Origin of the sequence: Klebsiella sp. Lac1 (assembly GCF_009825425.1) — a bacterium.
Lineage (GTDB): Bacteria > Pseudomonadota > Gammaproteobacteria > Enterobacterales > Enterobacteriaceae > Klebsiella > Klebsiella electrica.
In genome coordinates this window covers 703,414-714,674 of sequence record NZ_VJZJ01000003.1, presented here as the reverse complement: position 1 = coordinate 714,674, position 11,261 = coordinate 703,414, and the positions used below count along the sequence as shown (strand labels likewise).

The 11,261-nt window shown below is 52.8% G+C and carries 7 protein-coding genes, 1 tRNA gene and 4 rRNA genes; 5 read left to right on the top strand and 7 right to left on the bottom strand.

The annotated features are described in order from the left end of the window. The 5 genes from FNY10_RS22445 to rrf (FNY10_RS22425) form a co-directional block, all read left to right on the top strand. Positions 1–402: ribosomal RNA gene (locus FNY10_RS22445) — 16S ribosomal RNA — on the top strand; the annotation flags it as partial. Positions 403–633: 231 nt separating this feature from the next. Next, positions 634–3,540: ribosomal RNA gene (locus FNY10_RS22440) — 23S ribosomal RNA — on the top strand. Between the two features lie 198 nt (positions 3,541–3,738). Beyond that, a 5S ribosomal RNA gene (gene rrf / locus FNY10_RS22435) occupies positions 3,739–3,854 on the top strand. A 130-nt stretch (positions 3,855–3,984) separates the two neighbouring features. Continuing rightward, positions 3,985–4,060, top strand: a tRNA-Thr gene (locus tag FNY10_RS22430). 35 nt (positions 4,061–4,095) lie between these two features. After that, a 5S ribosomal RNA gene (gene rrf, locus FNY10_RS22425) occupies positions 4,096–4,211 on the top strand. 235 nt (positions 4,212–4,446) lie between these two features. On the opposite strand, the gene FNY10_RS22420 is transcribed toward rrf (FNY10_RS22425), so the two are convergent. From FNY10_RS22420 to accC, 7 genes are all read right to left on the bottom strand, one after another. After that, a complete protein-coding gene (locus FNY10_RS22420) occupies positions 4,447–4,668 on the bottom strand; it encodes a lipoprotein (protein WP_160704347.1) in 222 nt (73 codons plus the stop codon). A 908-nt stretch (positions 4,669–5,576) separates the two neighbouring features. Beyond that, on the bottom strand, positions 5,577–5,873 hold the full coding sequence (fis, locus tag FNY10_RS22415) for a DNA-binding transcriptional regulator Fis (RefSeq protein WP_000462905.1): 297 nt from the start codon (positions 5,871–5,873) through the stop codon (positions 5,577–5,579). Between the two features lie 25 nt (positions 5,874–5,898). Continuing rightward, entirely contained in the window at positions 5,899–6,864 is a 966-nt protein-coding gene (gene dusB, locus FNY10_RS22410; RefSeq protein WP_032690532.1) for a tRNA dihydrouridine synthase DusB, read from the bottom strand. A 359-nt stretch (positions 6,865–7,223) separates the two neighbouring features. Then, positions 7,224–8,105, bottom strand: coding sequence for a 50S ribosomal protein L11 methyltransferase (prmA, locus tag FNY10_RS22405; RefSeq protein ID WP_141963270.1), 882 nt, complete (start codon positions 8,103–8,105; stop codon positions 7,224–7,226). Between the two features lie 11 nt (positions 8,106–8,116). Continuing rightward, positions 8,117–9,568, bottom strand: coding sequence for a sodium/pantothenate symporter (gene panF, locus FNY10_RS22400; RefSeq protein ID WP_160704349.1), 1,452 nt, complete (start codon positions 9,566–9,568; stop codon positions 8,117–8,119). Beyond that, entirely contained in the window at positions 9,558–9,800 is a 243-nt protein-coding gene (locus tag FNY10_RS22395) for a YhdT family protein (RefSeq protein WP_100684890.1), read from the bottom strand. The genes panF and FNY10_RS22395 overlap by 11 nt, the downstream gene beginning before the upstream one ends. Positions 9,801–9,911: 111 nt before the next feature. Beyond that, entirely contained in the window at positions 9,912–11,261 is a 1,350-nt protein-coding gene (gene accC / locus FNY10_RS22390) for an acetyl-CoA carboxylase biotin carboxylase subunit (RefSeq protein WP_100684889.1), read from the bottom strand.

The window sequence follows — 11,261 nt, the reverse complement described above, 5'->3', positions numbered from 1 at the left end:
CGGGAACTCAAAGGAGACTGCCAGTGATAAACTGGAGGAAGGTGGGGATGACGTCAAGTCATCATGGCCCTTACGAGTAGGGCTACACACGTGCTACAATGGCATATACAAAGAGAAGCGACCTCGCGAGAGCAAGCGGACCTCATAAAGTATGTCGTAGTCCGGATTGGAGTCTGCAACTCGACTCCATGAAGTCGGAATCGCTAGTAATCGTAGATCAGAATGCTACGGTGAATACGTTCCCGGGCCTTGTACACACCGCCCGTCACACCATGGGAGTGGGTTGCAAAAGAAGTAGGTAGCTTAACCTTCGGGAGGGCGCTTACCACTTTGTGATTCATGACTGGGGTGAAGTCGTAACAAGGTAACCGTAGGGGAACCTGCGGTTGGATCACCTCCTTACCTGAAGAACCTGCCTTTGTAGTGCTCACACAGATTGTCTGATGAATGATAAATTTCAAAATGTACTGCGAAGTGCATTGTGAAATTTTGCTCTTTAAAAATCTGGATCAAGCTGAAAATTGAAACGACACACTGTTTCCTTTCTCCGTAATAAGAAAGGAAGAAAGGTGTGTCCGAGTCTCTCAAATTTTCGCAACACGAACCGTTTTACGAAACAGTTTCGGGTTGTGAGGTTAAGCGACTAAGCGTACACGGTGGATGCCCTGGCAGTCAGAGGCGATGAAGGACGTGCTAATCTGCGATAAGCGTCGGTAAGGTGATATGAACCGTTATAGCCGGCGATTTCCGAATGGGGAAACCCAGTGCAATTCGTTGCACTATCGTTAAGTGAATACATAGCTTAACGAAGCGAACCGGGGGAACTGAAACATCTAAGTACCCCGAGGAAAAGAAATCAACCGAGATTCCCCCAGTAGCGGCGAGCGAACGGGGAGCAGCCCAGAACCTGAATCAGTTTGTGTGTTAGTGGAAGCGTCTGGAAAGTCGCAGGGTACAGGGTGATACTCCCGTACACTAAAATGCATATTCTGTGAGTTCGAAGAGTAGGGCGGGACACGTGGTATCCTGTCTGAATATGGGGGGACCATCCTCCAAGGCTAAATACTCCTGACTGACCGATAGTGAACCAGTACCGTGAGGGAAAGGCGAAAAGAACCCCGGCGAGGGGAGTGAAAAAGAACCTGAAACCGTGTACGTACAAGCAGTGGGAGCCTACTTGTTAGGTGACTGCGTACCTTTTGTATAATGGGTCAGCGACTTATATTCTGTAGCAAGGTTAACCGAATAGGGGAGCCGCAGGGAAACCGAGTCTTAACTGGGCGTTAAGTTGCAGGGTATAGACCCGAAACCCGGTGATCTAGCCATGGGCAGGTTGAAGGTTGGGTAACACTAACTGGAGGACCGAACCGACTAATGTTGAAAAATTAGCGGATGACTTGTGGCTGGGGGTGAAAGGCCAATCAAACCGGGAGATAGCTGGTTCTCCCCGAAAGCTATTTAGGTAGCGCCTCGTGAACTCATCTTCGGGGGTAGAGCACTGTTTCGGCTAGGGGGTCATCCCGACTTACCAACCCGATGCAAACTACGAATACCGAAGAATGTTATCACGGGAGACACACGGCGGGTGCTAACGTCCGTCGTGAAGAGGGAAACAACCCAGACCGCCAGCTAAGGTCCCAAAGTCATGGTTAAGTGGGAAACGATGTGGGAAGGCACAGACAGCCAGGATGTTGGCTTAGAAGCAGCCATCATTTAAAGAAAGCGTAATAGCTCACTGGTCGAGTCGGCCTGCGCGGAAGATGTAACGGGGCTAAACCATGCACCGAAGCTGCGGCAGCGACACGATGTGTTGTTGGGTAGGGGAGCGTTCTGTAAGCCGTTGAAGGTGGCCTGTGAGGGTTGCTGGAGGTATCAGAAGTGCGAATGCTGACATAAGTAACGATAAAGCGGGTGAAAAGCCCGCTCGCCGGAAGACCAAGGGTTCCTGTCCAACGTTAATCGGGGCAGGGTGAGTCGACCCCTAAGGCGAGGCCGAAAGGCGTAGTCGATGGGAAACAGGTTAATATTCCTGTACTCGGTGTTACTGCGAAGGGGGGACGGAGAAGGCTATGTTGGCCGGGCGACGGTTGTCCCGGTTTAAGCATGTAGGCGGAACGATTAGGTAAATCCGGTCGTTTATTCAACGCTGAGGTGTGATGACGAGGCACTACGGTGCTGAAGTGACAAATGCCCTGCTTCCAGGAAAAGCCTCTAAGCATCAGGTAACATCAAATCGTACCCCAAACCGACACAGGTGGTCAGGTAGAGAATACCAAGGCGCTTGAGAGAACTCGGGTGAAGGAACTAGGCAAAATGGTGCCGTAACTTCGGGAGAAGGCACGCTGATGGTAAGTGAAGTGACTTGCTCATGGAGCTGAACTCAGTCGAAGATACCAGCTGGCTGCAACTGTTTATTAAAAACACAGCACTGTGCAAACACGAAAGTGGACGTATACGGTGTGACGCCTGCCCGGTGCCGGAAGGTTAATTGATGGGGTTATCCGTAAGGAGAAGCTCTTGATCGAAGCCCCGGTAAACGGCGGCCGTAACTATAACGGTCCTAAGGTAGCGAAATTCCTTGTCGGGTAAGTTCCGACCTGCACGAATGGCGTAATGATGGCCAGGCTGTCTCCACCCGAGACTCAGTGAAATTGAACTCGCTGTGAAGATGCAGTGTACCCGCGGCAAGACGGAAAGACCCCGTGAACCTTTACTATAGCTTGACACTGAACACTGGTCCTTGATGTGTAGGATAGGTGGGAGGCTTTGAAGCGTGGACGCCAGTCTGCGTGGAGCCAACCTTGAAATACCACCCTTTAATGGCTGGTGTTCTAACGTAGACCCGTCATCCGGGTTGCGGACAGTGTCTGGTGGGTAGTTTGACTGGGGCGGTCTCCTCCCAAAGAGTAACGGAGGAGCACGAAGGTTAGCTAATCCTGGTCGGACATCAGGAGGTTAGTGCAATGGCATAAGCTAGCTTGACTGCGAGCGTGACGGCGCGAGCAGGTGCGAAAGCAGGTCATAGTGATCCGGTGGTTCTGAATGGAAGGGCCATCGCTCAACGGATAAAAGGTACTCCGGGGATAACAGGCTGATACCGCCCAAGAGTTCATATCGACGGCGGTGTTTGGCACCTCGATGTCGGCTCATCACATCCTGGGGCTGAAGTAGGTCCCAAGGGTATGGCTGTTCGCCATTTAAAGTGGTACGCGAGCTGGGTTTAGAACGTCGTGAGACAGTTCGGTCCCTATCTGCCGTGGGCGCTGGAGAATTGAGGGGGGCTGCTCCTAGTACGAGAGGACCGGAGTGGACGCATCACTGGTGTTCGGGTTGTCATGCCAATGGCATTGCCCGGTAGCTAAATGCGGAAGAGATAAGTGCTGAAAGCATCTAAGCACGAAACTTGCCCCGAGATGAGTTCTCCCTGACTCTTTGAGAGTCCTGAAGGAACGTTGAAGACGACGACGTTGATAGGTCGGGTGTGTAAGCGTAGCGATACGTTGAGCTAACCGATACTAATGAACCGTGAGGCTTAACCTTACAACGCCGAAGCTGTTTTGGCGGATTTGAGAGAAGATTTTCAGCTTAGATTCAGGGTTGAGTACGCAATAATTTGCGCAGCAGCAAGGCGACAAGCGAAGTAAAGGAAGGAGCATACTGAAGTATGTGACTGACTTTACGAGCGCAGGCAACGCGGCTGATGCGATAAAGAATTGCGTATTGAGCACCAAGAATTTGCCTGGCGGCACTAGCGCGGTGGTCCCACCTGACCCCATGCCGAACTCAGAAGTGAAACGCCGTAGCGCCGATGGTAGTGTGGGGTCTCCCCATGTGAGAGTAGGGAACTGCCAGGCATCAAATTAGCAGTATGGCACTGAATTTCGAGGCAGTTTGCTATTCGACAGAGTAGCAGAGCAAAAGCGAAAGCTTTTGAACGTTGCGAAGCAACGGCCCGAAAATTATGCCCGGTACCAAATTAAGCGTGCTGATATGGCTCAGTTGGTAGAGCGCACCCTTGGTAAGGGTGAGGTCCCCAGTTCGACTCTGGGTATCAGCACCACTTTTTAAGTTAGAAATAGTATTTTAAAGAATTTGCCTGGCGACAACAGCGCGGTGGTCCCACCTGACCCCATGCCGAACTCAGAAGTGAAACGCCGTAGCGCCGATGGTAGTGTGGGGTCTCCCCATGTGAGAGTAGGGAATTGCCAGGCATCAAATAAAGCAGAAGGCTCAGTCGAAAGACTGGGCCTTTTTGCTTTTCAGTTTTATCACGCCGAGAGCAATACTTTTACAGTAGATCGGCGATCTCTATCTCTGTACTGCCTGGTGAATGGCTGCCGAGAATCGTAGGAAACGGACGGTTATCGAACAAAAAGGGCTCAGTCTTCGACTGAGCCCTTTGTTTTGGCGGCAGTTTATTCGCGCTACGTGATGCCAGGGGGGGATTTAGCGGGTCAGGGCCACAATGCCCAGCGTCAGGCCTGCAACCGCTGCAGCGCCTCCTGCAATGGCGCCAGCGGTCTCCCAGTTATCCTGGGTGGTGCCTTTCATACAGGTATTTGTATGGACTAATCGCCCCTGAGAATCATAGACCGGTACGCAGGGAGAGTCATGGGCACAGCCGGCGAGAAATGTTGTCAGCAGCGTCACTAAAATAAATTTTTTCATGGTAGGCCTCTATAATCCGTCGGGTTGTACCGGTGTCGATATATGACGGCATAGCCTATTTTACCATTGGCCATATAAAGGCCTGTGGCCGAAATAATATCAATTTATGATCAGCGTAAATATCATGGAGAACACGCGGGAATGATGAGGAAAATATGCAGAATAAAATAACGAAAGAGAAGTGAGAGCCGTATTATTCATCGGCTGATAATCTAACAAATTGATTTTTAACTTGTCCGTCTACGGGTTGACTGGCGGAAAAGGTGCGAAGTGGCTCCCGCTCGTGAACGGAGATCTTACTCATGTCGGCGGCATTGTCCATCCCGTTTACTGTCCGTAACTTAACGCCAAAGCCAAATGTAACCCCCATAAATAGCGGCGCAGACGCTACCACAACAGGACGCCAGGTCTGAGATGAAATCTGCATCGAAGGCAGACCATCAGCGCGCTACGGGCGTATCAGAGAGGGTTTTATTGCACCTGGAGAGCAAGGGTTGTTCCTGGCGGATATCAAACCGGAGAGACGGCGTGTCCTCAATCCCTTTTAGCGAGCGGGCCTGCTATTCCGTGACGTTGATTACAGGCGCTGTGTCAGCGCGGTAAGACTGGTTACGCGAGCGATAAGCTTAAGGGACAGACTGGCGAGAGATGTGCAGCAGCTTCTGCTTTCGCGTCATCTTCGATGAGGTTCGGGAAGGTGGCAGGTGCAATTTGATAAAACGGCTGCCCGGATTTGCAATCATACTCTTCGACAAAGCAGTCATGCCGCTGACCAGTATCCACATTCCAGCGATGCGCAATGCCGATGTCCGCTCTGGCAGTCGGAGACGTTCGCTATATCAGAGAATAAAAAGGCGCTTCCCCATGCCGAAGAGCGCCTTTTATAACAAGCAATTAACTGATTAGTATCAGTTCATGCCGTATTTTTTCAGTTTCTTACGCAGAGTACCGCGGTTGATGCCCATCATCAGGGCCGCGCGGGTCTGGTTACCACGGGTGTATTGCATCACCATGTCCAACAGGGGCTGTTCAACTTCAGCCAGTACTAGCTCATACAGGTCATTCACATCCTGACCATTCAGTTGAGCAAAATAGTTCTTCAGTGCCTGTTTAACCGAGTCACGCAGGGGTTTTTGAGTTACCTGATCCTGAGAGTTAACGGTAGAAACGGTCAGTACGTCAGAATTTACGCGTTGTTCGAACATAGTTCTGTCAGCTCTTTATTTCTGTTTACGCAAAATTTTCGAAGTATGCCTCCAACGCCTCCAGCTGATCGCTGGCATCCTCTATGGCGTTGAATGTGCGCCGAAACTGGTCATTTGGGGCGTGCTCCTGTAGATACCAGGAGACGTGTTTACGTGCAATTCGGTACCCTTTTGCCTGGCCATAAAAGTCATGCAATTCCCGAACATGCGCGCAAAGCAAACGCTTAACCTCTGCCAATGGCAGCGGGGGCAGCAGCTCCCCAGTGTCCAGATAATGCTGGATTTCCCGAAAGATCCAGGGTCTTCCCTGAGCTGCGCGGCCTATCATAAGGGCATCAGCCCCCGTATAGTCGAGCACAGCTCTGGCTTTAAGCGGGTCAGTAATGTCACCATTCGCGATAACCGGAATGGAAACTTTCTGCTTAACTGCCCGAATACTGTCGTATTCAGCGTCTCCGTTAAACAAGCAGGCGCGGGTGCGTCCGTGAATAGTCAGAGCCTGAATGCCACACTCTTCAGCCAGTTGGGCAATTTCTACACAGTTACGGTGTTCCGGCTCCCAACCGGTGCGAATCTTGAGTGTCACGGGAACGTCCACTGCCTTGACGACCGCCGTCAGGATTAACTTCACCTGATCGGGATACTGCAAGAGGGCTGAACCTGCGAGCTTACGATTCACCTTTTTCGCCGGGCACCCCATATTAATATCAATAATCTGGGCACCGCTTTCCACGTTAATACGGGCGGCTGCGGCCATCTCTTCCGGTACGCTCCCGGCGATTTGCACGGTACGAATACCGGGCTCATCCACGTGCACCATCCGTAAACGGGATTTGTCGCTCTCCCAAACCTGCGGGTTAGAGGACATCATCTCGGAAACGGTTAAACCTGCTCCCATCTCGTAGCACAGCGTCCTGAATGGTCTGTCAGTAATGCCAGCCATAGGCGCTGCGATCAGGCGATTTCTGAGCTGATAGTGTCCGATGCGCATGAGTTAAGAAATGACCATACTGTGACTGCAAGGCGGCGTATATTACGCATTTTTTGCACGAGATGAAAGGCCAAACTTTGAGCAATCCTCTGTCACAGATCAATGAACCCAACACTGCCAGAAAAGAGATGGTTAAATTATTATATTAATCATCACCTTAGTTGGTGGTGAATAATTTGTGTCCATTTATAAAATCACAAAACTTCTCGATTTTTCTTAGAAAAAGGGGACTGTTAGCGGTATAAAACGCTGTTTTTGTAGTCAAAAAAGCGCATCGTAATGCGATCTGGCTCCCATTTCTTGACGTCATTCAGCGGCTACTGGAAACAAAAATGCGGCCCGCAGACCGCATTCGAGGGTTACTTTCTGCGGCCGGTGATCCGACACCACTCTTCTTTCTCCACCACCGGGTCGAGGGCAAAGCGATCGGCATAGGCTTCGCAGACGCTTTCAGCCTGGCTGGCGAGAATACCGGAAAGGCCCAGCAAACCGCCTGAAACGGGCAGCACGCTGATTAACGGGGCCAGCTCACGTAATGGCCCTGCCAGGATGTTGGCGACCACCACATCGGCGCTGAGCGCTTCTGGCTGGTCCTGCGGTAAATAGAGCTCCAGACGATCGGAGACGCCGTTACGTTCGGCGTTATCGCGACTGGCCTGAATCGCCTGCGGATCGATATCGATACCGATAGCTTTTGCGGCACCCAGTTTCAGCGCCGCAATCGCCAGAATGCCCGAACCACAGCCGAAATCGATAATCGTTTTGCCCGTCAGATCCAGTCCGTCCAGCCATTGCAGACAGAGAGAAGTGGTCGGGTGCGTGCCGGTACCAAACGCCAGACCCGGGTCGAGCATGACGTTGACCGCGTTGGCATCCGGTACTTCGCGCCAGCTTGGGCAGATCCACAGGCGCTCGCCGAAACGCATTGGGTGGAAATTATCCATCCATTCACGTTCCCAGTCTTTATCTTCCAGCTGCTCGATTTTATGCGTGAAACCGGCGCCCAGCAGCGGATGCTGCTCGAGAATCGCCACGACCTCATGCATATCGCTTTCAGCATCGAACAGGCCGATAACATCGGTGTCTCCCCACAGGCGGGTTTCACCCGGCAGTGGCTCGAACACTGGCGTATCGTGGGTATCCTGGAAGGTGATGGAGACCGCGCCGGCCTCCATTAGCGCGTCGCTGAGCTCTTCAGCATGTGCGCCGGTGGTATTCAGTTTCAGTTGGATCCATGGCATAGCAAAACTCTTTATTTGTCAGTAGTGATAACAGGGGCTGGTGGAACGGGCTGACCAAAACGGTTTCCCACGACAAAAGCCAGCAAACTTAGCAGTAGCGAGGGCACAATAGGATGAAAGCCCAGGTACTGAACATTAAACGTAGCGAGCAGGGCATATAATACCCCGCCCACCAGCATAGCGCTGAGTGCGCCGGCGGCATTAGCACGCTCCCAGTACAAACCCAGCACCAGTGGCCATAAGAACACCGCTTCCAGGCCGCCGAAGGCCAGCAGATTCAGCCAGATGATCATTTCAGGTGGCCGCCAGGCTGCGAGGATCATCAGGATCCCGATGACCAGCGTCGTGGCCGTGGAGATCCGCTTCAGCTTCAGTTCATTGTGCTTTTTGGCGGGCTGCGCGCTTAACCAAAGATCTTTAATGATCGTAGCCGATGCCTGCAATAAATGGGCATTAACGTTTGACATGATCGCTGCCATCGGTGCGGCGAGGAACAGGCCCGCGGCCCACGGCGGCAAAACCTGCACCATCAATGTCGGGATGACCTGATCCGGGACGGTCAGATGTGGCAGAACCGCGCGACCAAGCGCGCCGGCCAGATGCATGCCAAACATCAGCAACGCCACAACCACGGTACCGATGATAATGCCGCGGTGGACGGCTTTACTGTCTTTGTAGGAGATGCAGCGCACGGCAGTATGCGGCAGGCCGATCACCCCGAAGCAAACCAGCACCCAGAACGAGGTCATAAAGGTCGGCGTGAGGATACCATCAACACCTTCTGGCGATATCAGCTGCGGGTCAATCTTTTGCAGCGTGTCTACTGCGCTGTGCAGCCCGCCAGCGGCGTGTACGACGCCGACCAGCAGCACGATGGTCCCTATCAGCATGACCATACCTTGCATGGTGTCGTTCAGGACGCTGGCGCGAAAACCACCGAATGCCGTATACAGCGCAATAGTAATCCCAAAGATCAACAGGCCTGTCTCATATTTTATGCCTGCCGCGGTCTCCAGCAGTCGCGCGCCGCCGATAAACTGTACGGCAATGGCCCCCACGAAGGCGACCAGCAGGCTGATACTGGCAATCCAGGCCACCGCCCGGCTCTGGTAGCGAGCCTGCAACATATCGTTGAGGGTGATGGCGTTGTAGCGACGGGCCAGGATCGCAAATTTTTTACCGAGGATCCCCAGTGAGAGCCAGATTGTCGGCACCTGAATCATGGCCAGCAGGACCCAGCCGAGCCCGTATTTATACGCGGCTCCCGGCCCACCGATAAATGAGCTGGCGCTGATGTAGGTGGCGGTGAGCGTCATAGCCAGCACGAAACCGCCCATTGAGCGGCTGCCGAGGAAGTACTCGCTCAGAAAGCTGCCGTTGCTGCGTTGACGCATGGCATAGATTGACAGCCCGAATACCACGAACAGGTACGCAATCAGGACGACGATGATTTCAAGCTGCATCGTTATCCTCCAGAGGAATATCGCGGAAGATAAAGCGTACCATCGCCCAGCACAGCAAAGTAAACAGCAGGGGTACCAGCAGGCAGGCCATTTCGAACCAGTGCGGCAGCCCGGTGATGCCGATGCCGTTATTCGGCAAATAAGCTGCTGCCAGCCAGGCGGCAAGATAGAGAAAGGTCAGCCACAGCGCCCAGCGCGCTTCTTTGTGGGCCTGAACAAACCGTTTGTCCATTTTCGTGTCCCGGGAGGATGAAGAAAGCGGGGATTGTACCGCATGGTAAAGATGAGGGGAGAGAAAAAGAAAAAAGGCCGGATTATCCGGCCTTCTGCTGTGAATACAGGATTATTTTTCCTGCATACCGAGTTTTTTCTCCAGATAGTGGATGTTGGTGCCACCATGCTGGAAATGCTCGTCATTCATGATGCGAATCTGCAGATCGACGTTGGTTTTGATGCCGTCGATGATCAGCTCCTGCAGCGCATTTTTCATGCGTGAAATCGCCACATCACGGTTTTCGCCGTAACAAATCAGCTTGCCAATCATTGAGTCATAGTACGGAGGTACGGTGTAGCCTGCGTAGATATGAGACTCCCAGCGTACACCAAAACCACCCGGCGCGTGGAAGCGGGTAATTTTACCCGGGCTCGGCAGGAAGGTGTTCGGGTCTTCGGCGTTGATACGGCATTCCACCGCATGGCCGCGAACCTGGACTTCTTCTTGCTTGATGGACAACGGCTGGCCAGCCGCGATGCGCAGCTGTTCTTTGATCAGGTCAACGCCGGTAATCATTTCGGTTACCGGATGTTCAACCTGAATACGGGTGTTCATTTCAATGAAGTAGAACTCACCGTTTTCAAACAGGAACTCAAAGGTGCCTGCGCCGCGATAGCCGATGTCGATACACGCTTTAGAGCAGCGTTCGCCGATGTAGCGACGCAGTTCCGGGGTAATGCCCGGCGCCGGTGCTTCTTCGACCACTTTCTGGTGACGACGCTGCATGGAGCAGTCGCGTTCCGCCAGATAGATAGCATTGCCCTGGCCGTCAGCCAGTACCTGGATCTCAATGTGACGCGGATTTTCCAGGTATTTTTCCATATATACCATGTCGTTGCTGAATGCAGCTTTTGCTTCAGCTTTGGTCATGGAGATGGACTGGGCCAGTTCGGCATCGCTGCGTACAACGCGCATACCGCGTCCGCCGCCGCCGCCGGAGGCTTTGATGATAACCGGATAGCCGATGCGTTTTGCATGAGCGCGGTTCGCATCCATATCGTCGCCCAGCGGGCCGTCAGAACCCGGAACGGTCGGTACGCCCGCTTTCTTCATCGCGGTGATCGCAGACACTTTATCGCCCATCAGACGAATGGTGTCGGCTTTCGGGCCGATGAAGATGAAGCCGGAACGTTCAACCTGCTCAGCAAAGTTGGCGTTCTCGGACAGGAAGCCATAACCCGGGTGGATAGCCACCGCGCCGGTAATTTCCGCTGCGCTGATGATTGCCGGGATATTCAGATAGCTTTTTACGGACGGAGCCGGACCGATACAGACCGTCTCATCCGCTAACAGTACGTGTTTTAAATCGCGATCCGCAGTGGAGTGCACAGCGACGGTCTTGATGCCCAGTTCTTTACAGGCACGCAGGATACGCAGTGCAATCTCGCCTCGGTTAGCGATAACAATTTTATCCAGCAT